Raw genomic sequence first — 22,495 nt, forward strand, 5'->3', positions numbered from 1 at the left:
CGCGAAGGGTGCGCATTGTACCTGCCTGTTTTTTCAGCAGACGGGAGCCCGAGAGAGCGCACGCGACCGACCCCAACACCATGCCCGACTGGTTTTCCAACCTTGCCCAATGGCTGGCCCTGCCCGAGGTCGGCCTGAGCACCGTTTTCGTGGTGGCCTTCGTCTCGGCCACGCTGCTGCCGCTGGGCTCCGAGCCCGCGGTCTTCGCCCTGGTCAAGCTCAACCCCGAGCTGTTCTGGCCCGCGGTGCTGGTGGCCACGGCGGGCAACACGCTGGGCGGCGCGGTGAGCTGGCTCATGGGCCTGGGCACCCACCGCCTGGTCGACCGCGCACGCGGCAACCCGACCGAGTTGCGCGCCCTGCAATGGCTCGAACGCTTCGGCCCCAAGGCCTGCCTGCTGAGCTGGCTGCCCGTGGTGGGCGACCCGCTGTGCGCGGTGGCCGGCTGGCTGCGCTTTGCGTTCTGGCCCTGCCTGTTCTACATGGCCATCGGCAAGTTCGCGCGCTACCTCGTCATGACGGCAGCGCTGCTGTGGGCCTTCCCCGGCGCGTTTCCATCATGAGCCGGCCTGCCCTGCCGCGCGCCCTGTGGGCGCTGATGGTCGGCAACCTCGTGATCGGCACCGGCGTGATGGCCGTGGCCGGCACGCTCAACGACATCGCACGCTCCCTGGGTGTGTCCATTCCTCAGGCCGGGCTGCTGATCACCGCGGGCGCGGCCCTGATCGGCGTGGGCGCGCCCCTGTTCGCCACCCTGGTCGCCGGCTGGGACCGGCGCCGCCTGCTCGCCTGGTCCCTGGTCTGGTACGCGGTGCTGCACGCGGCCTGCGCGCTGGCGCCCAACTACCCGGCGCTGCTGGTGCTGCGCGTGCTCGCCATGGTCCCGCCTGCGGTCTTCACGCCCCAGGCCGCGGCCAGCGTGGGCCTGCTCGTGGGGCCGGCGCACCGGGGCCGGGCCATCACCTTCGTGTTCCTGGGCTGGTCCGTTGCCTCGGTGATGGGCATGCCGCTGTCGGCCTGGATCGGCGGCGAGCTGGGCTGGCGCTGGGCCTTCGGCCTGGTCGCCGTGATGGCCCTGCTCAGCGGCGCCTGGGTCTGGCGCGAAATGCCCGACGGCGTTCGGCCCGCCGCCCTCTCGCGCGAAGCCTGGGGCCGCGCACTGGGGTCGCCCCCGCTGATGATGGCCGTGGGGGTCACGCTGCTGTCGGCCTTCGGGCAGTTCACGCTGTTCTCCTACTTCGCGCCCTACCTGACCCAGACCCTGGGGGCCGGCGGGGCGGGCCTGTCGCTGCTCTTCCTCTGGTTCGGGGCCTTCGGCCTGCTGGGCAATGTGGCCGTCACGCGCCAGATCGACCGCCTGGGCGCCGCGCGCGCGGTGCTCATCACGCTCGGCCTCATGGCCATGAGCCTGCTGCTCTGGCCGCTGGGGCGCGGCCACTGGTGGGGCCAGGCCCTGGTGATGGTGCCCTGGGCGCTGGGCTGCTTCGCGGCCAATTCGGCCCAGCAGGCGCGGCTGGTGCAGGCCTCGCCGGTGCTCGCGCCGGCCACGGTGGCCCTGAACACCTCGGCCATGTACGGCGGACAGGCGCTGGGGGCGGCGCTCGGGGGGCTGCTCATCGCCCAGGGCCAGTTGCTGCAGTTGCACTGGGTGGGCCTGGTGCTGATGGGCCTGTCCATGGGCCTCAGCGCCTGGGCGGCAGCGCGCGCCCAGGCCTAGTCCACCGCGGGCGCGGGAACCTCGGGTGGGTATGCGTTACCCAGCTTCGCCCCAGCTTTCATCCCGCGATCCCATGAACGCCATTCCCTCTCCCGATGCCGCGGCCCGGTGCCTGGTGGCCGCCGCCGAACACGCCGAGGCCATGGAGGCGGTGGTCGAACTCTCGCCGGGCACCTGGTTCGTGCACTTCGAAACCGGCGGCGAGTGCCTGGTGGAATGGGCCGAGTCCCCACAGCGGCTCGTGATCACGGCAGGCGTCGGACAACCCCGCGAGGAGGTGCAGGCCAAGGTGCACGCCAGTTGCCTCAGCTTCAACACGTTGTGGAGCGAACTCGGGGCCATGCGGCTGGCGCGCGACGACGAAGACGGCCACCTGCTGCTGATCAACGATGTCCAGCTCGACGACGCCGAAGCGGCCCACGTGCTGCTCGCCAACACCCTGCTGCGCCACGAAGGCATGCGCCTGTTCTGGACCATGCTGGTGGAAAACGCCGAAGCCGGCGACGGCGGGCCTTCGAAGGCCCTGGACATGATGGCCCTGCAGCGCGCCTGAGGGAGCACGTCCATGAACAAGATCGACGCAACCCATCCCGACAACGCCGGCACCCCCATCGGTGCGGCGCTTCCCCCGGCGGGGGCTCAACCCGACAACGCCTCCTCGGGCGCACGCACCCTGTATGCGCGCGCCGGCCATGAACCGGCGCAGACACCGCCCGATGCGCGCACGCAAGCCCGGCGCGACCGCCTGCTCACGCACGCCCAGGGCCATGCAGCCCGCCGCCAGGCCCTGGCCGAACTGCTGCGCAGCGGTGCGCTGGCCGACGCGGTGCAGGTCGACCCGCTGCTGCGGCGCGACGTGGACAAGCTCGTGGCGTTCGTGATGGACGAAACCGCGACCTGAGCGGCGTCCCGCCTCCGGGCCGCCCCCGACCCCCTCCTTCTGCAGGACATCACATGACATCGCCCATCAGGAATCCGCTCCAGGTCATCCAGAACCGCCTCGATGCCTCGCGGCAACGCGCGGCCGACAAGCGCACGGTCGCCGACGAAAACGCCAACATCAAGGACCGCATCCAGGCGCTGGACCGCTACCTCAAGGGCACCAACGGGCAGAAATCCAAAACCCTGTACATGCGCGGGCTGAGCGGCCACAACACGCGCATTTCGTCCCGCCATGGCAACTGGATCGACCGGCACCTGACGCTGTTCCGCAATCCCGAGGAAACGCGCTCGCTCGCGGTGGACCGCATGCTGGAGAAGTTCGTCACGCAGCTCAGGGGCTTGCAGTTGTCGACCTGGGAAGAGGCCCGGGCCCCGATGGCGCTGCTGTTCATGCCTCACCTCGATCAAGAGCATGGGCATGGGAGGCACCTGATCACCTCCGGCCTGCGCGACAGCGTCTCGGCGCTGGCCCAACTGATGGAGCGGTCGCAGGCCCTTCAACCTCTGCCAGCGGTCGCGCCGCCCGCACACGCCCACACGCCCGTCACCGGCAGTGCGACGCCACGCGCGCGAGCCGATGAAAACATCGACATCTTCAGCGTGCTCGACGCGATGCCGCTTCCCCCGTCGCAAAAAGCCTGAACGGCGGCGCTGCGGGTCGGTGGGCCGCGCCAGGGTTCCTCAACCGCTGAACAGGAAGTTCATCACGTCGCCGTCCTGCACGACGTAGTCCTTGCCCTCCGCGCGCATCTTGCCGGCCTCCTTCGCGCCCTGCTCGCCCTTGTGGGCGATGTAGTCGGCAAAGGCGATCGTCTGGGCGCGGATGTAGCCCTTCTCGAAATCGGTGTGGATCACGCCGGCGGCCTGCGGGCCGGTGTCGCCCTTGTGGATGGTCCAGGCGCGCACCTCTTTTTCACCCGCGGTGAAGTAGGTCTGCAGGCCCAGCAGGCCATAGGCCGCGCGGATCAGGCGGTTCAGGCCAGGCTCTTCCTGGCCCAGCTCTTCGAGGAACATCTGGCGGTCCTCGTCGCTCATCTCGGCCATTTCGGCCTCGAGCTTGGCGCAGATGGCCACCACGGGCGCGTGCTGCGCCTCGGCGTAGGCCTTGAGGCGATCGAGCAGCGGATTGTTCTCGAACCCGTCCTCGGCCACGTTGCCCACGAACATCGCGGGCTTGGCGGTGATGAGGAACAAGGGCTTGAGCAGCGCGCGCTCTTCCTTGGACAGGTCCAGCGTGCGCACCGGCTTCGCCTCGTTGAGCGCGGCCTGGCACTTCTCGAGCAGCACCAGCAGCTTCTGCGCGTCCTTGTCGCCCGCGCGCGCGGTTTTCTGCGCGCGCTGGATGGTCTTTTCCACGGTGGACAGGTCGGCCAGGCAAAGCTCGGTCTGGATCACCTCGATGTCGGCGATCGGGTCGACCTTGCCCGCCACGTGGATCACGTTCGGGTCTTCGAAGCAGCGCACCACGTTCACCGTGGCGTCGGTCTCGCGGATGTGGGCCAGGAACTGGTTCCCCAGGCCTTCGCCCTTGCTCGCGCCGGCCACCAGGCCCGCGATGTCCACGAACTCGACGATCGCCGGCACCACGCGCTGCGGCTGGACGATCTCGGCCAGTTGCGCCAGGCGCGGGTCGGGCACTTCCACCACGCCCGTGTTGGGCTCGATGGTGCAGAACGGGTAGTTCTCGGCCGCGATGCCGGCCTTGGTGAGGGCGTTGAAGAGCGTGGACTTGCCCACGTTGGGCAGGCCCACGATGCCGCATTTCAAGCTCATGGGGGAACCTCGTGACGAACCCGGCAGTGTAGCCCAGGGGGTGTTCACACCCGGTCGCCGCATGGCGCGCAGGTTCAAGACGGCGGCGCGCCGGCCACGCACCATGCCGCCCATTCAACCCAAGGAGCCGGCATGGAACTCATGGTGAACGGGCAGCGCCGCGGCGTGGCGCCCGAGTGGCAGGACGAGGCGCTGTTGTGGGTGCTGCGCGAGCACCTGGCGCTGACGGGCGCCAAGTACGGTTGCGGCCAGGGCCTGTGCGGCGCCTGCACGGTGCTGCTCGACGGCCGTCCGCAGCGCAGCTGCCTGTTGCCCGTGCGCTCGGCGCAGGGCCGGCGCATCACCACGATCGAAGGCCTGGCCGGCCCCGACGGCCGGCTGCACCCGGTGCAGCAGGCCTGGGTCGACGAGCGCGTGCCGCAGTGCGGCTACTGCCAGGCCGGCCAGATCCTCGCCTGCGCCGCGCTGCTCGATCAACACCCCCGGCCCACGGACGCACAAACCACCGACGCCCTCGCGGGTCACCTCTGCCGCTGCGGCACCCAGCAGCGCATCTGGGCCGCTGTGAAGCGCGCTTCGGGGCAGCCCGGCGGGGAGCCGTCATGAAGCGCCGCAGCCTGTTGTTGGCGGGAAGCGGCCTGGGCGTGAGCTTCTGGCTGGGCGGCTGCGCGCTGCCGGTGTTTCCCAAGCGGCCCGCCGCCAGCCCGCACGACGCGCTGGGCTGGATCCACCACGAGAACGGCCGCTACACGCTGCGGCTGCCCCGCGCCGAAATGGGCCAGCAGATCGCCACCGCCCTGCGCCAGGTCGCCGCCGACGAACTGGGCGTGGCCGCCGAGGCCGTGGCCGTGCAGCTTGCGGGCACGGCCGACCTGGCGCGCGTGCGCGCCACGGTGGGCAGCGAATCGGTGCGCGACTTCGCCCTGCCGCTGGCCCAGGCCTGCGCCACGCTGCGCGAGGCCGTCGCGCGCGGCGAGACGCGGGGCTGGCGCGACGCCGACCCCCTGCCGCCCACGGCCCTGCGATCGTTCCGGCGCCCGGCCGGTGCCGCACCCGCGCCCGGGGCGCGCAGGCCGGTGCCGCGTGTGCACGACCGCGAGATCGTCACCGGCGCGCCGCTCTACGTGGCCGACGTGCGCCTGCCCGGACTGCTGCACGGCCGCGTGCTGCGCGCACCGCTGTCGCCCGAGCTGCCCTCGCGCGTGCTCGGCCTGGACGAGCGCGCGGCGCGCGACGTGCCCGGATTCGTCGCGCTGGTGCGCGACCCGCGCCTGCAGCAGGCCCAGGCCGAGGGTCTGGGCATCGTGGCGCGCACGCCGGGCGCGCTCGATCGCATCGAGGCCGCGCTCGCGGTGCAGTGGGGCGTGCACGGCACAGGCGACGACCCCGCCATCGCGCGCCGCATCGACGTCGACGCGCATGCCGCACAAGGCCGGCTGCCGAACGCGGTGCTCGACGAAGGCCGCATCGACCCCGCGGCGCCCTGGGACCTCGACCTGCGCATCGACGTGCCGCTCGCGGCGCACGCGGCCATCGAGCCGCGCGCCGCCGTGGCCGCGCTCGATGCCGCGGGTGCGCTCGACCTCTGGGTCGGCACGCAGGACGCTTGGTACCAGCGCGACGTGGTCGGCAAGGCGCTGGGCCGCGGCGAAACGCAGCTGCGCGTGCACCCCTGCCGCGTGGGCGGCGCCTTCGGCGGCAAGACGATCTGCACCGTGGAGCTCGAAGCCGCGCTGCTGTGCGAAGCGGTGCGCGCCCCGGTGAAGGTGCAATGGACGCGCACGCAGGAGTTCCGCCAGGGCTTTCACCGCCCGCCCTCCAGCCACCGCCTGCGCGCCCGCTGGCGCGAGGGCCGCCTGCAGGACTGGCAGCACCATTTCGCGAGCAGCCACATCCTGTTCACCGCGGCCGGCGTGCCGGCCTGGCTGCAGCGCATCACCGACGTGGTGGCGGGCGACCCGGGCGTGGCGCGCGGTGCCGCCCCGCCCTACCGGGTGCCCCGGCGCGAGGTGCGCTTCGCGCTCGCGCGCCTGCCCGTGTTCACCGGCCCGTGGCGCGGCCTGGGTGCGGGCCCCAACGGCCTGGCGATCGAGTCGGCCATCGACGAATGCGCCTGGCTCGCCGGCCAGGACCCGGTGGCGTTTCGCCTCGCGCACATCGGCGAGCCGCGGCTCGCGCGCGTGCTGCGCGCCGCGGTGCAGGCCGCGCCGCCCCCCACGCCTGCGGCCGCTGGCGAACGCCGCGGACGCGGCGTGGCCTGCGGCACCTACAAGCAGGGCAGCCACGCCGCGGTGGTGGCGGACGTGAGCGTGGCCGCCGATGGCCGGGTGCGGGTGACGCGCCTGGGCTGCGCGCACGACGGTGGCCACGTGATCGACGCCGACGGCGTGCGCGCGCAGTGCGAGGGCAACCTGGTGTGGGGACTGGGCATGGCGCTCAGCGACGCGCTGACGGTGGCCGAGGGCCGCATCGCGAGCGACAGCTTCGCGAGCGCGCCGATCCCGCGGCTGGACGCGGTACCGCCGCTGCACGTGGTGCTGGTGGACGAAGGCGAGCCACCGGGCGGCGCGGGCGAGACGGTGATCGTGGCCGCGGCCGCGGCCATCGCCAACGCGGTGCGCGCGGCCACCGGGCGGCGGCCCACGCGCTTCCCGCTCGACCCCGCCGCCTTCGCGCAGACTTGAGGCCATGGACGATTTCGCTTCGGCCGCGATGATGCGCGTGGTGCGCGAGGGCCTGCGCCGCCAGGGCCTGCCGGCGCCCGCGCCCCCGCCCAGCCACCTGGGCCGTGTCGCCCTGCCCGACAAACGTGCGCAGCTGCAGGCCTTGTGGCAGGCGCACGGGCCATGCGCCATCGCCCGCCTGGGCGAGGCGGTGCAGGCGCTGCACGGCGACCCCATGGGGCGCGTGTTCGTGCACGCGAGCGGCCCCGGCGACCTGCTGGAGCGCTGGCAGCGGCTCGAACGCTTCGTGCATTCGCGCCACCGGGTGCTGGTGCTCGACGCCGGACCGCAGCACCTGCGCTGGCGCCACGCCTCGCTGCGATCGCAGGCGCCGCCCACCGCGGCCGAAGACCTGCTGGTGGCCGGCCTGCTGCTGGCGCTCGCCGCGCACCTGCCCGCCATGCAGGGGCTGCGCGCGCGGCCCGCAGGGGCGACGGCCTGGACCTTCGACGGCCGCTGGGCCGCGCCCGACGCAAGCGGCGCCTGGCCCGCAGCGCTGGCCGAGTGGGAATGGCGCTGGCAGCAGCGCCCGGTGCCCGCGGCCGACGGGCCATCGGCGACGGCATCGGCGCCCGCGCCCGGCCCGCTGGCGCTGCTCGAGCAAGACCCCGCGCGCGGCTGGACGCTCGCGCGACTGGCCGAGGCGCTGCACACGGCGCCGCGCACGCTGCAGCGCCGACTGGCGCGCGAGCAGCAGAGCTTCAGCGCGCTGCTGGCCCAGGCGCGCCTGAACCACGCGGCGCGCTGGCTCACCGACAGCGATGCGTCCCTGGCCGAGGTGGGTTACGCCAGCGGCTTCGCCGACCAGCCGCACTTCGCGCGCCGCTTCCGTGCGCACACCGGCCTCACGCCGGCACAGTACCGCGCGCAGTTCGGCCGCGCCGGCCTCAGTCGAAGCGCCAGTCGCCGCTGACGCGCTGCCCCACGCGCAGCAGGCGGCCGTCGCCTTCGAGCACGATGGCGTTCATGCCGAAGGTCAGGGCGCCCTTCACGCGCGCATCGGCGCGGTAGCCGCGCAGCGTGTCGTTGACCGCGGTGCCGGTTTCGGCGGTGTCGGGGTTCACATCCGGAATCGGGCAACGCGCGCAGGGCTTCACGGGCTCGATCAGGGCCGGGCCACCCTCGGCCTCAATGCGCAGCGCGCCCACGCGGTCCTCGTCGTGCGCCTGAAGGCCACCCAGCACGATGTTGGGCCGCATGCGGCGCGCGTCCACCGGCGCGTGGCCCCCCGCGGCGAGCCGCGCATTGAGTTCGTCGTGCGACGCGGTGCTCGTGACCAGCAGCGCGAAGCCGTCGGCGAACTGCGTGCCGGCCTCGCGGCCGCCGGTCCACCGGGGATCGCTCGCGCGCTTCACCTCGGGGTCGAAGCGCGCCAGGCGCAGCTTCTTGAGCGCGGCCGGCGCCCCGGGACCGAGGAAGTCGCTGAACCACTGCGCGGCCAGGTCGCCCATGTCCCAGGCGGCCACCTCGTCGTCCCACACGCGCACCTTCATCGGGCGCTCGGCGGCGTCGAGCTGCAGGTGCAGCGCCAGCATGCCGGGCGCACGCAGCACCAGTTGGCCCATCTTGAAGCTCGGCTGGATCAGCGCCATGCGCGGCAGCTCGCGCTGGCTCACGAATTCGCCGTCGGCGTCCACCACCATCCAGGCGCGGTCGTAGAGCAGGCCGGTCTCGGTGAGCTCGGCCTCCTGCACGCGCACGCCGGCGCAGGACTTCACGGGGTAGACCCAGAGGGCGTCGATGGTGGCTTGGACGTCGGCGGTGTCGGACATGGCGCTGGGGACTTGGGGGTGGCGCGAAAGCGCCGGATTGTGCCCGCGCCGGCGCCGGGCCGCCCCAAGCCGGCGCAATCCCCTCGGGGGGCAGCGACCCGCGCAGCGGCGGAGCGTGGGGGCAGTGCTCCTAGAATCCGGGCATGTCTTCCAACGCCACCTCACGACGCGCCGACGTGGTCACCCGCGGTGCGGGCGTGGTGGGCCAGGCCCTGGCCCTGCTGCTGGCGCAAGAGCGCCTGCGCGTGGCGCTCGTGGCCCCTGCCGCCGCCCCCCGCCCCGACGACGTGCGCGCCTACGCGCTCAACACCGCCTCGCGCGAGCTGCTGCGCGCCCTGCGCGCCTGGCCCGACGACGTGCCGGGCGCGGTCACCCCGGTGCACGCCATGCAGGTGCAGGGCGACGCCGACGGCTCGCTGCGCTTCGAGGCCGCCGAGCTCGGCGCCGAAGCCCTCACCTGGATCGTCGACGTGCCTGCCCTGGAGCGCCGGCTCGCGGACGCGATCGGCTTCGCCGCCGGTGTGGAGCGCGTGACCGAGGCCCCGCCCGCGCGCCTGACCGTGGTCTGCGAAGGCCGGCACAGCAGCACGCGCGAGGCCCTGGGCATCGAGCACGAGGTGCGGCCCTACCCGCACAAGGCCATCGCGGCGCGGCTGCGTGCCGCGCAGCCGCACGGTGGCGTCGCGCGCCAGTGGTTCACCGAGGGCGAGGTGCTCGCGCTGCTGCCGCTGGGCGGCGAAGGCGCGCACGAGCTCGCGCTGGTGTGGTCGCTGCCCGCCGAGCGCACCGCCGCCTGGCTGGGTGCCGAGCCCGCGGCCTTCGCGCAGGCGGTGCAGGAGCGCTCGCAGCAGGCGCTCGGCGAACTCACGCTGCTGGGCGCGCCCCAGGCCTGGCCGCTGCAGCTGTCGCGCGCGCGACGCTGGATCGCCCGGGGCGACCAGGGCACGGTGGTGCTCGCGGGCGACGCCGCCCACGCCGTGCACCCCCTGGCCGGCCAGGGCCTCAACCTGGGCCTGGCCGACGCGGCCGAGCTCGCGCGCGTGCTGCATGCACGCGAGTACTGGCGCGAACTCGACGACCCCAAACTGCTCAGACGCTACGAGCGCGCCCGCGCCGGCGACCTGCAGGCCATGGCCTGGGTGACCGACGGGCTGTTCTCGCTGTTCGGCCTGGCCGATGCACGGGTGCAGCTGCTGCGCAACCGGGGCCTGTCGGGCTTCGACCGCAGCGGACCGCTCAAGCGCTGGCTGGCGCGCCAGGCCATGGGCCTGTCGCTCTGACGCCTTTCCGATTCTTCGCCCGGGCCTGCCCCATGAACATTCTCAAAACCCTGCTGCTCGGCCTGCTCGCCGGCCTGAGCCTGTCGGCCGCGGCCCAGGACGCGGCCATCCGCAAGAACCTCGCCGAGCGCCTGCCCAACCTGCCGCCCATCGAAGAGGTGAGCAAGACACCCTTCCCCGGCCTGTGGGAGGTGCGCCTGAGCGGCAACCAGCTCGTCTACACCGACGACAACGCCACCTACGTGCTCGGCGGCCCGCTGATCGACACCAAGAACCGCACCAACCTCACCGACGCCCGACTCGACAAGCTCAACGCCGTGGCCTTCAAGGACCTACCCTTCAAGGACTCGTTCAAGCTGGTCAAGGGCAAGGGCACGCGCCAGCTCGCGGTGTTCGAAGACCCCAACTGCGGTTTCTGCAAGCGCCTGCACCAGGAACTCACCAAGGTCGACGACGTCACCCTGCACGTGTTCCTGATCCCCGTGCTCGGCCCGGACTCGGTGGTGAAGTCGCAGCGCATCTGGTGCGCCAAGGACCGCGCCAAGACCTACAGCAGCTGGATGCTCAACCAGCAGCCGCCCGCCGAGGCGAGCTGCGACACCGCGGCCATCGAACGCAACGCCGCGCTGGCCGCCAAACACGGCATCAACGGCACGCCCACGCTGATCTTCGCCAACGACACGCGGGTGCCGGGCTTCATCACCGCCGACCGCATCGAGGCCCAGTTCAAGGAAGCGAAGGCCAAATGAGCCGCCCGCGCGGCAAGGCGGCCGCTTCCGTGCACTTCCGCGTCGAGGTGCTGGACCTGCACGCCCACCTCTTCGGCGTCACGCTCACCGTCACCGAACCCGCGCGCGCCCAGCGCTTCGCGCTGCCGGTGTGGATCCCGGGCAGCTACCTGGTGCGCGAGTTCTCTCAGCACCTGCAAGGCCTGCAGGCCAGCCAGGGCGGCGCGCCCGTGGCCCTGAAGCAGCTCGACAAGCACCGCTGGCAGGCCGCCAACGCGGCCGGCGCACCGCTCGAGCTGCGCTACCAGATCTACGCCTTCGACGCCTCGGTGCGCACCGCCTGGCTCGACGCCACGCGCGGCTTCTTCAACGCCACCAGCACCTGCCTGCGCGTGCTCGGCCACGAAGACCGGCCGCACACCCTGGACATCGCGCGCGGCAACGCACCGGCCGACTGGGCCGTGGCCACCGGCCTGGCGCCGCAACGGGTGGACGAACAAGGCTGGGGCACGCACCACGCGGCCGACTACGACGAGCTCGCCGACTGCCCCGTCACCCTGGGCCGCTTCTTCAGCGCCGAATTCACTGCCGGCGGTGTGCCGCACCGCTTCGTGATGACGGGCGCGGGCGGCTGGGCCGACACCGAGCGCCTGGTCGAAGACACGCGCCGCATCTGCGAAACCCAGATCGCGTTCTGGCATGGCGACGGTGCGCCGCCCTTCGAGCGCTACGTGTTCATGCTGCACGCCAGCGGCGACGGCTACGGCGGGCTCGAACACCGCAACAGCACCGCGCTGATCTGCCAGCGCAGCGACCTGCCCGCGCGCCGCACGGGCGACGCCAAGCCCGCGGCCCTCAAGGCCGGCGATGGCTACACCACGCTGCTGGGCCTGATCAGCCACGAGTACTTCCACACCTGGAACGTGAAGCGGCTGCGCCCGGCCGAGTTCGCGCGCTACGACTACGACCGCGAGAACCACACCGAGCTGCTGTGGTTCTTCGAAGGCTTCACGAGCTACTACGACGACCTGTTCCTGCGCCGCGCCGGCCTGATCGACGACGCCGCCTACCTGCAGCTGGTCACCAAGACCGTGAACCAGGTGCTGCAGACGCCGGGCCGGCAGCTGCAGACCGTGGCCCAGGCCAGCTTCGATGCCTGGACCAAGTACTACCGCGTGGGCGAGAACACGCCCAACGCCACGGTGAGCTACTACACCAAGGGCGCGCTGGTGGCGCTGGCGCTCGATCTCACGCTGCGCCAGGAAGGCCGCGCCACGCTCGACGACGTGATGCGCGCGCTCTGGCAACGCTGCGAGGCCGGCCCCATGCGCGAGACCGATCTGCGCCGCACGCTGCGCCAGCTCGGCGGCCGCGCCTACGACGCCGAGCTCGATGCCTGGGTGCACGGCACCGCCGACCTGCCGCTCGAAGCGCTGCTGCAGGCCCTGGGCGCCAAGGTGCAGCACGACCCGGCGCCGCTGGCCCAGCAGCTGGGCCTGCGCGTGGCCGAAGCCGGCGGCACGCTCACGGTGAAGGCCGTGCTGCGCGGCGGGGCCGGCGAAGCGGCCGGCCTGGCCGCGGGCGATGAATGGCTGGGTGTGGAATTCGCGCCCGCCCGGCGCGGCGGCGCGCCCGAGGCCTGGCGCGTGGGCAAGCTCGACGAGGTACAGGCCCTGCGCGGGCCGCGCACCCAGCTCACCGCGCTGGTGTCGCGCGACCGCCAGCTGCTGCGCCTGCCGCTGCAATGGCCCGCGCCGCAAACCGCCTGGCGCGTCACCGTGGGCGACGCCACCCGCCTGGCGCCCTGGCTGTCGGTCTGACGCTTACCTCGGGCGCTGGTCGAGCACGCGCTTGGCCTTGCCCTGGCTGCGCTCCACGCCGCCTTCGGCCTGCAACTGCACGTCGATGCTGGTGCCCACGAAGGTCTTCACATCGTGCTGCAGCGCGCGCGCCGCGGCCACGGCCTCGGCGGCCTTGGGGTCGAGACCCGGGCGGGTTTCCACGCGCACCGTGAGGCAGTCCATGGGCCCTTCGCGCGTGAGCACACACTGGTAGTGCGCGGTCAGCGCGGGCTGCCGCAGGATCAGCTCCTCGATCTGCGTGGGGAACACGTTCACGCCGCGCACGATCATCATGTCGTCGCTGCGGCCGGTGATCTTTTCCATGCGGCGCATGGTGCGCGCGGTGCCCGGCAGCAGGCGCGTGAGGTCGCGCGTGCGGTAGCGGATGATGGGCAGCGCCTCTTTGGTGAGGCTGGTGAACACCAGCTCGCCCAGTTCGCCATCGGGCAGCACCGCGCCGGTCTCCGGGTCGATGATCTCGGGATAGAAGTGGTCTTCCCAGATCGTCGGGCCGTCCTTGGTTTCCACGCACTCGTTGGCCACGCCCGGGCCCATCACCTCGGACAGGCCGTAGATGTCCACCGCGTCGATGCCCATGCGCTGCTCGATCGCCTGGCGCATGTCGTTGGTCCAGGGCTCGGCGCCGAAGATGCCGATGCGCAGGCTGCTCTCGCGCGGGTCCAGGCCCTGGCGCTCGAACTCGTCGGCGATGGCGAGCATGTAGCTCGGCGTGACCATGATGATGTCGGGCCGGAAGTCTTGGATCAGCTGCACCTGGCGCTCGGTCTGGCCGCCACCGAAGGGCACCACCGTGAGGCCCAGCTTCTCGGCGCCGTAGTGCGCACCCAGGCCGCCCGTGAACAGGCCATAGCCGTAGCTCACGTGCACCAGGTCGCCCGCACGCGCGCCGCTGGCGCGGATGCTGCGCGCCACCACCGTGGCCCAGGTGTCGATGTCGCGCTGCGTGTAGCCCACCACCGTGGGCTTGCCCGTGGTGCCGCTGCTCGCGTGGATGCGCGCGCATTGCGCGCGCGGCACCGCGAACATGCCGAAGGGGTAGTTGTCGCGCAGGTCGGCCTTGGTCGTGAAGGGGAACTTCGCGAGGTCGTCCAGGCTGCGGCAGTCGTCGGGGTGCACGCCCGCGGCGTCGAACTTGGCGCGGTAGACGGGCGAATTCGCGTAGGCGTGCTGCAGCGTGGCGCGCAGGCGCTTGAGCTGCAGTGCGCGCAGCTCGTCGACGCTGGCCTTTTCGATCGGTTCAAGCGGAAGCTGGCTCATGCCGGGTCCTCTTCGGGAAACACGTTGCCGGGGATCTGCGCGCTCTTGCCGCGGAACAGGGCCACGACCTCGCCGCGCTGGTTGCTGACCTTCATGTCGTACACGCCGTGGCGGCCCGACAGCGTCTGCTCCACGCCCTCGCAGGTGAGCACGTCGCCCACGTGCGTGGGCCGCAGGAATTCGATGCTGCAACCCGCGGCCACCGCATTGCGGTTGTGGCTGTTGCAGGCAAAGGCGAAGGTGGAGTCGGCGAGCGTGAAGATGAAGCCGCCATGGCAGATCTGGTGGCCATTGAGGTGCAGCGGCCTGACCACCATGCGCATCACGGCGCGGCCAGGCTCGCAGGCCAGCAGCTCCATGCCCATGGTGTCCTTGCTCGCGGTGTCGACGGCGAACATGGTCTGGCCGACCTTGGCGGCGCGTTCGGCAGGTGTCATGCTCATGCGCCCTTGAAGCGCGCCGGGCGCTTTTCGCGGAAGGCCATCACGCCCTCGATGTAGTCGTGCGTCTTGCCCAGGGCCGACTGCGCGTCGCGCTCGGCGTCGAGCTGGGCATCGAAGCTGCGCGTGCCGGCCTCGCGCAGCAGGCGGCGCGTGGCCACCAGCGCCTGCGTGGGCATGGCGGCGAGCTTGTCGGCCATGGCAAGCGAAGCGGCCAGGCAGTCGTCGGCCACATCCCACACCATGCCCCACTCCTTGGCCTGCGCGGCGGGCAGCTTGTCGCCCGTCATGGCCAGCGCCATCGCGCGCGCCAGGCCCAGGCGCTCCACCAGCAGCCAGCTGCCGCCGGCGTCGGGGATCAGGCCGATCTTGCTGAAGGCCTGGATGAAGCTCGCGCCGGGCGCGGCGATCGCGATGTCGCAGCACATCACCAGCGAGGCGCCCGCGCCCGCGGCCACGCCGTTCACCGCGGCGAGGGTGGGCATGCGCAGCGCCATGAGGCGCCGCGCCGTGGGGTTGAAGGCCTGCTCGATCACCGGGCCGGGGTCGGCGCGCTTCACCAGGTCGGGGCCGGGCTCGAAATCGAACTCGGCGAGGTCGGCGCCGGCGCAGAAGCCGCGGCCCGCGCCCGTGATCACCAGCGCGCGGATCGCGGCGTTGGCCTCGGCGCGGTCGAGCGCGGCCCACAGGTCGCGGTGCATGGCGCGCGTGAAGCTGTTGAGCGCTTCGGGCCGGTTCAGCGTGAGCAGGGCCACGGCCCCGCGCTCTTCGTACACCACGGTGGTGTCGCTCATCGTCTGGTCTCCTCGGTGGGTGGCTGGGGCGCAATCTACCATTAACCAACCGATCGGTCGGCTAATGAATACCCCTAGCCCGGGGTCGCTATAGTGCCCGGCTGAGCCCACAAACCGCCACAGGAGACCCCATGAGCCAGGCCCCCGAACTGATCACCGTGCGCACCGAAGGCCGCGTCGGCATCGTCACGCTCAACCGACCCAAGCAGCTCAACGCGCTGAACAACCAGCTCATGGACGAGCTCGGCGCCGCGCTCAAGGCCTTCGACGCCGACGCCGGCATCGGCTGCATGATCGTCACCGGCAGCGAAAAGGCCTTCGCCGCGGGCGCCGACATCGGCGCCATGGCCAAGTACACCTTCGCCGACGCCTACAACGGCGACTACATCACCCGCAACTGGGAAACCATCCGCAGCATCCGCAAGCCCGTGATCGCCGCCGTGAGCGGCTTTGCGCTGGGCGGCGGCTGCGAGCTGGCCATGATGTGCGACTTCATCATCGCAGCCGACAACGCCAAGTTCGGCCAGCCCGAGATCAAGCTGGGCATCATCCCCGGCGCCGGCGGCACCCAGCGCCTGCCGCGCGCCGTGGGCAAGTCCAAGGCCATGGACCTGGTGCTCACCGGCCGCATGATGGACGCCACCGAGGCCGAGCGCGCCGGCCTGGTGAGCCGCGTGGTGCCGCTGGACAAGCTCATGGACGAGGCCCTGGGCGCCGCGCTCACCATCTGCGAGTTCTCGCTGCCCAGCGTGATGGCGGCCAAGGAATCGGTGAACCGCTCGTTCGAGGGCGGCCTGTCCGACGGCGTGATGTTCGAGCGCCGCATGTTCCACGCCATGTTCGCCACCGAAGACCAGAAAGAAGGCATGGACGCGTTCGTGAACAAGCGCAAGCCCGTTTTCCAGAACCGCTGATTGATCAGGCCCGCGCGCATGGTCTATAATGCAGGGCTTCGGCGATATAGCTCAGTTGGTTAGAGCGCAGCATTCATAATGCTGATGTCGGTGGTTCAAGTCCACCTATCGCCACCAAACCCCAGAAGGCGGGCCCCGGCAACGGGTCCCGCCTTTTTCATTGCCCGCGCACCGCCGCCCCCTTCTCGCCATGGCCCTCAAGTCCACCATCTTCAAGGCAAGCCTGCAGATCGCCGACATCGACCATGGCTACTACGCCGACCACGCGCTGACGCTGGCCCGCCACCCGAGCGAGACCGACGAGCGCATGATGGCCCGCCTGGTCGCGCTTGCGCTCAACGCGCACGAGCTCACCGACACCTGCGGCGGCGACGGCACCCTGGCCTTCGGCGCCGGCCTGTCCGACCCGAACGACCCCGACCTGCACCTCACCGACTTCACCGGCCGCAAGCGCCTGTGGGTGGAGGTGGGCCAGCCCGAGGACAAGCCGCTGTCCAAGGCCTGCAGCCAGGCCGACGCGGTGCGCGTCTACGCCTACGGCTCGGCCGCCGAGGTCTGGTGGCGCGGCATCGAGAACAAGCTCACGCGGCTCGACAAGCTGCAGGTCTGGCGGCTGCCCACCGAGGGCATCAACGCGCTCGCCGCCCTGGCCGAACGCAGCATGCAGCTGCAGGCCACGGTGCTCGAAGGCGTGCTCACGCTCTCGGGCGAGCGCGGCAGCGTGAGCCTGGAGCCGGTGCGCTGGCGCTGAGCCCCTGCGTGAGACAATCCCGGCCTTGTTCAGCCTCTGGATCTACACCATGAACCGCTGCCTAAGCCCCCTGCTGCTCGCCCTGGCCCTCGTGGGCACGGCGCACGCGCAGAACACCCAGGTGCGCAACTTCCCCAGGGAAGCCTGGCGTGGCGAAATGACCATCAAGCAGCCGCCCATCGTCGAGATGGACGACAAGCTCACGCGCCTGTCGCCCGGCGCGCGGCTGTTCGACGAAGACAACCGCGTGCTGCGCCCCGCGTCGCTGATCGGTCGCCCGCTCACGGTCAACTACCTGGTCGACCGCCGCGGCCAGGTCACGCAGGCCTGGGTGCTCACGGCCGAAGAAAAGAAGCAGAAGCGGCCCAGCTACGGCGTGGAACGCAACTTCGAGTTCGAGTCGCAGCAGACCCCGGCCAACCCGCGCACCGCACCCGCGCGCCCCAACTGATTCCCCCGCCAGACCGCGCGCCCGCGCCGGGCGCGCACCAGGGCGCGCCCGCGCCCGCAGGAGCCATGCCATGACCCAGAAAAAGGTCTACATCAAGACCTTCGGCTGCCAGATGAACGAGTACGACTCGGACAAGATGGCCGACGTGCTCAACGCCGCCGAAGGCTACGAACCCACGAACGACCCCGAGCAGGCCGATCTCATCCTGTTCAACACCTGCTCGGTGCGCGAGAAGGCGCAGGAAAAGGTGTTCTCCGACCTCGGCCGGGTCAAGCACCTGAAGCAAAAGGGCGTGCTGATCGGCGTCGGCGGCTGCGTGGCCAGCCAGGAGGGTGAGGCCATCATCCAGCGGGCGCCCTTCGTCGACGTGGTGTTCGGCCCGCAGACCCTGCACCGGCTGCCCGAGCTGCTCGCACAGCGCAGCCGCCAGGCGCGGCCGCAGGTCGACATCAGCTTTCCCGAGATCGAGAAATTCGACCACCTGCCGCCGGCCAAGGTCGACGGCGCCTCGGCCTTTGTCTCCATCATGGAAGGCTGCTCCAAATACTGCAGCTACTGCGTGGTGCCCTACACGCGCGGCGAAGAGGTCAGCCGACCCTTCGACGACGTGCTGGTGGAGATCGCGGGCCTGGCCGACCAGGGCGTGAAAGAGGTGACGCTGCTGGGCCAGAACGTCAACGCCTACCGCGGCGCCATGGGTGACACCGCCGAGATCGCCGACTTCGCGCTGCTGCTCGAGTACGTGGCCGACATCCCCGGCATCGAGCGCATCCGCTACACCACCAGCCACCCCAACGAGTTCACGCCATGCCTGATCGAGGCCTACGCGAAGATCCCGCAACTCGTGAACCACCTGCACCTGCCGGTGCAGCACGGCTCGGACCGCATCCTCATGGCCATGAAGCGCGGCTACACCGCCATGGAATACAAGAGCACCATCCGCAAGCTGCGCGCGATCCGCCCCGACATCTCGATGAGCAGCGACTTCATCGTGGGCTTCCCCGGCGAGACCGAGGACGATTTCAACAAGATGATGAAGCTCATCGAAGACATCGGCTTCGACAGCAGCTTTTCCTTCATCTTCAGCCCGCGCCCCGGCACGCCCGCGGCCAACCTGGCCGACGACACGCCGCACGAGCTCAAGCTGCAGCGCCTGCAGCACCTGCAGGCCACCATCGAGGCCAACGTGCGCCGCATCAGCGCGAGCCGCGAAGGCACGGTGCAGCGCATCCTGGTCGAAGGCCCGTCGCGCCGCCCGGGCAAGGACGAGCACGGCCAGGCGAAGGCCGAGCTCATGGGCCGCACCGAGTGCAACCGCATCGTCAACTTCGACGGCGGCCCGCAGGGTGCGCGCCTGGTGGGGCAGATGATCGACGTGCGCATCACGCAGGCGCTGCCGCACTCGCTGCGCGGCGAGGTGCTGGTGCGCGAAACCGCCTGAGCCTGCCTCGCGCCGTGCGGCCCTCCTCGCTGTCCTTCCAGCAGTTGCTGCTGGTCGCCTTCCTGCTGATCGGCGCGCTGCTGGGCGCCGCGGCGGTGCGCGCGCTGTTCTCGCTCGAGACCCTGCTCGAACAAAGCCGCGAAGGCACGGCGCAGGCGATCGCCCTGTCCACCGCGGCGCAGTCGCTGTCCGAGCGCAGCCTGACCATGGAGCGCGCGGCGCGCCAGTCGCTGGTGCTGCGCGACAACCAGCTGCGCCAGCGCTTCACCGAGGCCGCGGGCAACGCGCGCGACATCCTGCGGCAGCTGCAGGACAACGAGCTGCCGCCCGAGTTCGCCGACGACTGGAGCCGCACGCTCGACTCGGTGAGCGCGCTGCTCGACGGTCCGGCCGACACCATGCTCGAGCGCGAGCGCGAGGTGGCGCTGGCCTTTCGCGAGATCGACGGCCACAGTGCCGCGATCGCGCAGCAGGTGCAGGCCATCATCGCGGCGCGCAACAGCGCCCTGCAGGCCGGCTTCAAGCGCAGCCAGGACCAGCTCACGCAGATCGTGACCGGCTCCATCCTGCTGGCCGCGGCCATGGCCCTGGGCTTCGGCATCTGGCTGGCCAAGCCCTTCCAGCGCCTGGAGCGCGCCATCGTGGGCCTGGGCGAGAACCGGCTCGACCAGCCGATCGACATCCCCGGCCCCAGGGACGTGCGCCGCGTGGGCCAGCAGCTCGAGTGGCTGCGCCTGCGCCTGACCGAGCTCGACGCCGACAAGGCGCGCTTCCTGCGGCACATCTCGCACGAGCTCAAGACGCCGCTGGCCTCGATGAGCGAAGGCGTGGCGGTGCTGCGCGACGGCGTGGCCGGTCCGCTCAACACCGACCAGGCCGAGGTGGCCCACATCCTGCAACACAACACGCAGGTGCTGCAGTCGCAGATCGAAGCCCTGCTGCGCTTCAACGCCGCGGCCTTCGAGGCGCGGCAGCTCAAGCGCGAGCGCACCGACCTGCGCGCCCTGCTCGAGGAGCAGGTGGAATCGCAGCGCCTGCACTGGCAGTCGCACGGCCTGCAGGTGCGCGTGGAAGGCGATGCGGTGCACGTGCCGGTGGACCGCGAGAAGATGGCCTCGGCGATCGGCAACCTGCTGCTCAACGCCATCCGCTTTTCGCCGCACGGTGGCACCATCCGCCTGGTGCTGCTGAGCCAGCCCGCTCGCGTGAGCATCGACATCGTCGACCAGGGCGCGGGCGTGGCGCCGGCCGATCGCGACCGGATCTTCGAACCCTTCTACCGCGGTGAGCGGCAGCCCGAGGGCGCGGTGCGCGGCACCGGCATCGGGCTGTCCATCGTCCATGAGTACATCGTCGCCCACGGTGGCCGCATCGAGCTGATCGATGCCCCGCAGGGCGCCCACTTCCGCATCGAGTTGCCCCATGCCTCATGACCTCCGACGCGCCCCGCGCAGATCCCCCGGCGCCCGCGCGCTGCGCCTGGGCTGCGCGCTGGCGCTGAGCGCGCTCGCCGGCGCCTGCGCCGTCACGCCGCTGCCACCGGCCCAGGCCCCCGCGGGCCCGGCGCCCGCCGCCACCGCGCCGGCCGGCGCACCCGCGAGCGCGCCCGCGAGCGCGGTCGCACCGGCGTCCGCGCCCGCCGCATCGAGCGCTGCGCCCGGCGCCGCACAGCCCCCGGCGCCGGCCGCCGCACCGGCCCTGGCCGAACCCGCCGCCCCCGCACCCACACTGGCGCCCTCGCTCGTGATGCCCGCGCCCAACGGCCTGAACGCCAACGAGGCCACCGCCGCGCTGCTGCGCTACGCCGACCGTGTGCGCGCCCTCACGCCCGCCGAGCTCGCGCTCGAGATCGCTGCGCTCGGCGATCCCGGCAACCAGCCCGCGCGCCAACTGCAGCTCGCGCTCGCGCTCGCCAGCACCAGCCAGGCGGTGGACACGGCGCGCGCGCTCGGGCTGGCACAGCGCGCCGCCAACAGCAACGCAGCCGACGCCACCCCCTACCGGCCGATCGCGCGCCTGATCGCGCACCGCCTGCTCGAGCAGCGCAAGCTCGAGGAAAACATCGATCGCCAGGCGCAGCAGCTGCGCGAGCAGCAACGGCGCATCGACCTGCTCAACGAACGCCTCGAGGCGATGCGCGCGATCGAGCGCAGCCTCAACAACCGCACACCGGCCACCGCCCCGCGGCCGCCCTCGCCATGAAGGCCGCCATGAGCACCCCCATTGCACCCCGCGCCCGCCTGCTCGTGGTCGACGACGACGCCGACATGCTGCGCCTGCTCTCCATGCGCCTGGGCGCGGCCGGCTACCACGTGACCGCCGTGGGCTCGGCCGAGGCCGCGCTGGCGCAGCTCGCGATCGAGCGCCCGCAGCTCGTGCTGTCCGACGTGCGCCTGCCCGGCCGCGACGGCCTGGCCCTGTTCGACGAGGTGCGCGCGCGCCACCCCTCGCTGCCCGTGATCCTGCTCACCGCGCACGGCACCATTCCCGACGCGGTCGAGGCCACCTCGCGCGGTGTCTTCACCTACCTGACCAAGCCCTACGACGCCAAAGAGCTGCTCGAGAAGATCGCGCAGGCGCTGGCGCTCACCGCCCCCAGCCTGCCGACGAAGCACGCCGACGAGACCTGGCGCAGCGACATCGTGAGCCGCTCCAACCGCATGGCCGACCTGCTCGCCGAGGCGCGCATGGTGGCGCAGAGCGACGCCAGCGTGCTGCTGCGCGGCGACTCGGGCACCGGCAAGGAAATGCTGGCGCGCGCCATCCACAAGGCCAGCGCGCGCGCGGGCAAGCCCTTCGTGGCCGTGAACTGCGGCGCCATCCCGGAGGCGCTGCTCGAATCCGAGCTGTTCGGTCACGTCAAGGGCGCCTTCACCGACGCGGTTGCCAACCACAAGGGCCTGTTCCAGGCCGCCGACGGCGGCACGCTGCTGCTCGACGAGATCGGCGACATGCCGCCCGCGCTGCAGGTCAAGCTGCTGCGCGTGCTGCAGGAGCGCGCGGTGCGCCCGCTGGGCTCGAGCCAGTCGGTGCCGGTCGACGTGCGCATCATCTCGGCCACCCACCGCGACCTCGAGGCCGCGATGGCCGAAGGCCAGTTCCGCGAAGACCTCTACTACCGCCTCAACGTGGTCACGCTCACGCTGCCCACGCTGGCCGAGCGGCGCGAAGACATCCCCCTGCTGGCCAACCACTTCCTGGCCAAGCTCTCGGCCAAGTACGGCAAGCGCAGCTCGGGCTTCGCGCCCGAGGCGCTCAAGGCGCTCACCATGGCCACCTGGCCCGGCAACGTGCGCCAGCTCTACAACGTGGTCGAACAGGTGTGCGCGCTCACCACCACGCCCCTGGTGCCACTGGCGCTGGTGCAGCGCGCGCTGCGCACGCCCTCGGTCGAGGTGCTCAGCTTCGCCGAGGCCCGCCACCGCTTCGAACGCGAGTACCTGGTGGACCTGCTCAAGATGACCGACGGCGTGGTGGCCGACGCCGCGCGGCTGGCGCAGCGCAACCGCACCGAGTTCTATCGCCTGCTGCAAAAGCATGCGCTCACGCCGGGCCTGTTCAAGAGCGATGGCGCGGGCCTGCCCGAGGCGCCCGACGAGGGCCCTGTCGCCGATTCGTGACACGCCCAAGCCTTTGGTTTACAAGGGCTT

General features: G+C 71.6%; 23 protein-coding genes and 1 tRNA gene. 19 read left to right on the forward strand and 5 right to left on the reverse strand.

What is annotated here, in order from left to right:
* The first annotated feature begins 80 nt into the window (after positions 1–80).
* The 5 genes from WDZ95_RS07925 to WDZ95_RS07945 all read left to right on the forward strand — a co-directional run bounded on the left by WDZ95_RS07925 (position 81) and on the right by WDZ95_RS07945 (position 3,301).
* On the forward strand, positions 81–563 hold the full coding sequence (locus WDZ95_RS07925) for a YqaA family protein (RefSeq protein ID WP_425777532.1): 483 nt from the start codon (positions 81–83) through the stop codon (positions 561–563).
* The gene (locus WDZ95_RS07930; RefSeq protein ID WP_425777534.1) at positions 560–1,717 is read left to right on the forward strand and encodes an MFS transporter; all 1,158 of its coding nucleotides are present in this window, start codon (positions 560–562) and stop codon (positions 1,715–1,717) included. Before WDZ95_RS07925 ends, WDZ95_RS07930 begins: the two co-directional genes overlap by 4 nt.
* Before the next feature lie 73 nt (positions 1,718–1,790).
* On the forward strand, positions 1,791–2,270 hold the full coding sequence (locus WDZ95_RS07935) for a type III secretion system chaperone (RefSeq protein WP_425777536.1): 480 nt from the start codon (positions 1,791–1,793) through the stop codon (positions 2,268–2,270).
* 12 nt (positions 2,271–2,282) lie between these two features.
* A complete protein-coding gene (locus WDZ95_RS07940) occupies positions 2,283–2,618 on the forward strand; it encodes a hypothetical protein (protein ID WP_425777538.1) in 336 nt (111 codons plus the stop codon).
* Between the two features lie 53 nt (positions 2,619–2,671).
* Positions 2,672–3,301 (forward strand): hypothetical protein, encoded by a 630-nt coding sequence (locus WDZ95_RS07945; RefSeq protein WP_425777540.1) that lies wholly within the window; start codon positions 2,672–2,674, stop codon positions 3,299–3,301.
* Between the two features lie 39 nt (positions 3,302–3,340).
* Here the strand turns inward: WDZ95_RS07945 and ychF are convergent, their stop codons facing one another.
* Positions 3,341–4,432: a redox-regulated ATPase YchF gene (ychF, locus tag WDZ95_RS07950; protein WP_166227478.1), complete on the reverse strand. Its 1,092-nt coding sequence runs from the start codon at positions 4,430–4,432 to the stop codon at positions 3,341–3,343.
* A gap of 132 nt (positions 4,433–4,564) precedes the next feature.
* On the opposite strand from ychF, the gene WDZ95_RS07955 reads away from it, so the two are divergent.
* The 3 genes from WDZ95_RS07955 to WDZ95_RS07965 are packed head-to-tail and all read left to right on the forward strand — an operon-like array spanning position 4,565 to position 8,068.
* Complete coding sequence (locus tag WDZ95_RS07955; protein WP_425777542.1) at positions 4,565–5,038, forward strand: (2Fe-2S)-binding protein; 474 nt, start codon at positions 4,565–4,567, stop codon at positions 5,036–5,038.
* Entirely contained in the window at positions 5,035–7,116 is a 2,082-nt protein-coding gene (locus tag WDZ95_RS07960) for a molybdopterin cofactor-binding domain-containing protein (protein WP_425777544.1), read from the forward strand. The genes WDZ95_RS07955 and WDZ95_RS07960 overlap by 4 nt, the downstream gene beginning before the upstream one ends.
* Positions 7,117–7,120: 4 nt before the next feature.
* Positions 7,121–8,068, forward strand: a complete 948-nt coding sequence (locus tag WDZ95_RS07965; RefSeq protein ID WP_425777546.1) for a helix-turn-helix transcriptional regulator — start codon at positions 7,121–7,123, stop codon at positions 8,066–8,068.
* Here WDZ95_RS07965 and WDZ95_RS07970 read toward each other — a convergent pair.
* Positions 8,043–8,927, reverse strand: coding sequence for an MOSC domain-containing protein (locus tag WDZ95_RS07970; protein WP_425777548.1), 885 nt, complete (start codon positions 8,925–8,927; stop codon positions 8,043–8,045). The two genes, WDZ95_RS07965 and WDZ95_RS07970, sit on opposite strands and share 26 nt — an antisense overlap.
* A gap of 143 nt (positions 8,928–9,070) precedes the next feature.
* On the opposite strand from WDZ95_RS07970, the gene WDZ95_RS07975 reads away from it, so the two are divergent.
* Genes WDZ95_RS07975 through WDZ95_RS07985 form a run of 3 tightly spaced genes read left to right on the forward strand, consistent with a single transcriptional unit; the run spans position 9,071 to position 12,755 of the window.
* Positions 9,071–10,207, forward strand: a complete 1,137-nt coding sequence (locus tag WDZ95_RS07975; RefSeq protein ID WP_425777550.1) for an FAD-dependent monooxygenase — start codon at positions 9,071–9,073, stop codon at positions 10,205–10,207.
* Positions 10,208–10,239: 32 nt separating this feature from the next.
* Positions 10,240–10,956 carry a DsbC family protein gene (locus WDZ95_RS07980; protein ID WP_425777552.1) on the forward strand — a complete coding sequence of 239 codons (717 nt, stop codon included), beginning with the start codon at positions 10,240–10,242 and terminating at the stop codon, positions 10,954–10,956.
* Positions 10,953–12,755: a M61 family metallopeptidase gene (locus tag WDZ95_RS07985; protein WP_425777554.1), complete on the forward strand. Its 1,803-nt coding sequence runs from the start codon at positions 10,953–10,955 to the stop codon at positions 12,753–12,755. Before WDZ95_RS07980 ends, WDZ95_RS07985 begins: the two co-directional genes overlap by 4 nt.
* 3 nt (positions 12,756–12,758) lie before the next feature.
* Here WDZ95_RS07985 and paaK read toward each other — a convergent pair whose 3' ends face one another.
* The 3 genes from paaK to WDZ95_RS08000 are packed head-to-tail and all read right to left on the reverse strand — an operon-like array spanning position 12,759 to position 15,288.
* Entirely contained in the window at positions 12,759–14,054 is a 1,296-nt protein-coding gene (gene paaK, locus WDZ95_RS07990; RefSeq protein ID WP_425777556.1) for a phenylacetate--CoA ligase PaaK, read from the reverse strand.
* Positions 14,051–14,491 (reverse strand): hydroxyphenylacetyl-CoA thioesterase PaaI, encoded by a 441-nt coding sequence (gene paaI, locus WDZ95_RS07995; protein WP_425777558.1) that lies wholly within the window; start codon positions 14,489–14,491, stop codon positions 14,051–14,053. The genes paaK and paaI overlap by 4 nt, the downstream gene beginning before the upstream one ends.
* 2 nt (positions 14,492–14,493) lie before the next feature.
* Positions 14,494–15,288 (reverse strand): enoyl-CoA hydratase-related protein, encoded by a 795-nt coding sequence (locus tag WDZ95_RS08000; protein ID WP_166227488.1) that lies wholly within the window; start codon positions 15,286–15,288, stop codon positions 14,494–14,496.
* Positions 15,289–15,419: 131 nt separating this feature from the next.
* Here WDZ95_RS08000 and WDZ95_RS08005 point away from each other — a divergent pair, with 131 nt between their 5' ends.
* The 8 genes from WDZ95_RS08005 (at position 15,420) to WDZ95_RS08040 (ending at position 22,465) form a co-directional block, all read left to right on the forward strand.
* Entirely contained in the window at positions 15,420–16,202 is a 783-nt protein-coding gene (locus WDZ95_RS08005; protein ID WP_425777561.1) for an enoyl-CoA hydratase, read from the forward strand.
* 40 nt (positions 16,203–16,242) lie between these two features.
* A tRNA-Met gene (locus WDZ95_RS08010) sits at positions 16,243–16,319 on the forward strand.
* Between the two features lie 73 nt (positions 16,320–16,392).
* Positions 16,393–16,953 (forward strand): YaeQ family protein, encoded by a 561-nt coding sequence (locus tag WDZ95_RS08015; protein ID WP_166227490.1) that lies wholly within the window; start codon positions 16,393–16,395, stop codon positions 16,951–16,953.
* 49 nt (positions 16,954–17,002) lie between these two features.
* The gene (locus tag WDZ95_RS08020; protein WP_425777563.1) at positions 17,003–17,404 is read left to right on the forward strand and encodes a hypothetical protein; all 402 of its coding nucleotides are present in this window, start codon (positions 17,003–17,005) and stop codon (positions 17,402–17,404) included.
* A 70-nt stretch (positions 17,405–17,474) separates the two neighbouring features.
* On the forward strand, positions 17,475–18,845 hold the full coding sequence (miaB, locus tag WDZ95_RS08025; RefSeq protein WP_425777565.1) for a tRNA (N6-isopentenyl adenosine(37)-C2)-methylthiotransferase MiaB: 1,371 nt from the start codon (positions 17,475–17,477) through the stop codon (positions 18,843–18,845).
* Between the two features lie 14 nt (positions 18,846–18,859).
* Positions 18,860–20,278 (forward strand): sensor histidine kinase, encoded by a 1,419-nt coding sequence (locus tag WDZ95_RS08030; protein ID WP_425777567.1) that lies wholly within the window; start codon positions 18,860–18,862, stop codon positions 20,276–20,278.
* Complete coding sequence (locus WDZ95_RS08035) at positions 20,268–21,047, forward strand: hypothetical protein (RefSeq protein WP_425777569.1); 780 nt, start codon at positions 20,268–20,270, stop codon at positions 21,045–21,047. Before WDZ95_RS08030 ends, WDZ95_RS08035 begins: the two co-directional genes overlap by 11 nt.
* Before the next feature lie 8 nt (positions 21,048–21,055).
* The gene (locus WDZ95_RS08040) at positions 21,056–22,465 is read left to right on the forward strand and encodes a sigma 54-interacting transcriptional regulator (protein WP_240936383.1); all 1,410 of its coding nucleotides are present in this window, start codon (positions 21,056–21,058) and stop codon (positions 22,463–22,465) included.
* Positions 22,466–22,495: the final 30 nt, after the last annotated feature.

Origin of the sequence: Hydrogenophaga sp. T2 (assembly GCF_049843535.1) — a bacterium.
GTDB classification, from domain to species: domain Bacteria; phylum Pseudomonadota; class Gammaproteobacteria; order Burkholderiales; family Burkholderiaceae_C; genus Hydrogenophaga; species Hydrogenophaga crocea.

Coding starts and splice junctions, on each gene's coding strand:
- WDZ95_RS07925 (WP_425777532.1), top strand. CDS start 81: ATGCCCGACTGGTTTTCCAACCTTGCCCAATGGCTGGCCCTGCCCGAG.
- WDZ95_RS07930 (WP_425777534.1), top strand. CDS start 560: ATGAGCCGGCCTGCCCTGCCGCGCGCCCTGTGGGCGCTGATGGTCGGC.
- WDZ95_RS07935 (WP_425777536.1), top strand. CDS start 1,791: ATGAACGCCATTCCCTCTCCCGATGCCGCGGCCCGGTGCCTGGTGGCC.
- WDZ95_RS07940 (WP_425777538.1), top strand. CDS start 2,283: ATGAACAAGATCGACGCAACCCATCCCGACAACGCCGGCACCCCCATC.
- WDZ95_RS07945 (WP_425777540.1), top strand. CDS start 2,672: ATGACATCGCCCATCAGGAATCCGCTCCAGGTCATCCAGAACCGCCTC.
- ychF (WP_166227478.1), bottom strand. CDS start 4,432: ATGAGCTTGAAATGCGGCATCGTGGGCCTGCCCAACGTGGGCAAGTCC.
- WDZ95_RS07955 (WP_425777542.1), top strand. CDS start 4,565: ATGGAACTCATGGTGAACGGGCAGCGCCGCGGCGTGGCGCCCGAGTGG.
- WDZ95_RS07960 (WP_425777544.1), top strand. CDS start 5,035: ATGAAGCGCCGCAGCCTGTTGTTGGCGGGAAGCGGCCTGGGCGTGAGC.
- WDZ95_RS07965 (WP_425777546.1), top strand. CDS start 7,121: ATGGACGATTTCGCTTCGGCCGCGATGATGCGCGTGGTGCGCGAGGGC.
- WDZ95_RS07970 (WP_425777548.1), bottom strand. CDS start 8,927: ATGTCCGACACCGCCGACGTCCAAGCCACCATCGACGCCCTCTGGGTC.
- WDZ95_RS07975 (WP_425777550.1), top strand. CDS start 9,071: ATGTCTTCCAACGCCACCTCACGACGCGCCGACGTGGTCACCCGCGGT.
- WDZ95_RS07980 (WP_425777552.1), top strand. CDS start 10,240: ATGAACATTCTCAAAACCCTGCTGCTCGGCCTGCTCGCCGGCCTGAGC.
- WDZ95_RS07985 (WP_425777554.1), top strand. CDS start 10,953: ATGAGCCGCCCGCGCGGCAAGGCGGCCGCTTCCGTGCACTTCCGCGTC.
- paaK (WP_425777556.1), bottom strand. CDS start 14,054: ATGAGCCAGCTTCCGCTTGAACCGATCGAAAAGGCCAGCGTCGACGAG.
- paaI (WP_425777558.1), bottom strand. CDS start 14,491: ATGACACCTGCCGAACGCGCCGCCAAGGTCGGCCAGACCATGTTCGCC.
- WDZ95_RS08000 (WP_166227488.1), bottom strand. CDS start 15,288: ATGAGCGACACCACCGTGGTGTACGAAGAGCGCGGGGCCGTGGCCCTG.
- WDZ95_RS08005 (WP_425777561.1), top strand. CDS start 15,420: ATGAGCCAGGCCCCCGAACTGATCACCGTGCGCACCGAAGGCCGCGTC.
- WDZ95_RS08015 (WP_166227490.1), top strand. CDS start 16,393: ATGGCCCTCAAGTCCACCATCTTCAAGGCAAGCCTGCAGATCGCCGAC.
- WDZ95_RS08020 (WP_425777563.1), top strand. CDS start 17,003: ATGAACCGCTGCCTAAGCCCCCTGCTGCTCGCCCTGGCCCTCGTGGGC.
- miaB (WP_425777565.1), top strand. CDS start 17,475: ATGACCCAGAAAAAGGTCTACATCAAGACCTTCGGCTGCCAGATGAAC.
- WDZ95_RS08035 (WP_425777569.1), top strand. CDS start 20,268: ATGCCTCATGACCTCCGACGCGCCCCGCGCAGATCCCCCGGCGCCCGC.
- WDZ95_RS08040 (WP_240936383.1), top strand. CDS start 21,056: ATGAGCACCCCCATTGCACCCCGCGCCCGCCTGCTCGTGGTCGACGAC.